Origin of the sequence: Clostridium sp. AF28-12, assembly GCF_003435225.1 — a bacterium.
In the GTDB taxonomy this organism is placed as follows: Bacteria; Bacillota; Clostridia; order Lachnospirales; family Lachnospiraceae; genus Pilosibacter; species Pilosibacter fragilis.
Genome location: NZ_QWGJ01000014.1, coordinates 107,891 through 108,287, shown reverse-complemented (window position 1 = coordinate 108,287; position 397 = coordinate 107,891). Strand labels below are relative to the sequence as shown.

1 rRNA gene is annotated in these 397 nt (G+C 42.1%); it reads right to left on the bottom strand.

Annotated elements, in window-relative coordinates:
- Positions 1-234 (bottom strand): 16S ribosomal RNA (locus DWY93_RS12395); the annotation flags it as partial.
- Positions 235-397: the final 163 nt, after the last annotated feature.

The window sequence follows — 397 nt, the reverse complement described above, 5'->3', positions numbered from 1 at the left end:
CCACCGGAGTTTTTCACACCGTACCATGCGGTACTGTGCGCTTATGCGGTATTAGCAGTCATTTCTAACCGTTATCCCCCTGTATGAGGCAGGTTACCCACGCGTTACTCACCCGTCCGCCACTCGGTAAATAAGAATCCATCCGAAAACTTCAACTTATTTACCTCGTTCGACTTGCATGTGTTAGGCACGCCGCCAGCGTTCATCCTGAGCCAGGATCAAACTCTCATGTTAAAGTGTTTGTATCCAGATTCAAAATTTAGCTTGGCTAATTTTTAAACCGTTCTACTGTTTTGTTAGGTTTTGTTCTGAATGTTCTCATTCATGGTCTAAACCAAAGACCATTTTTATAAGAATTTTCAGGGTTTTACATACTGTTCAGTTTTCAAGGAACTTT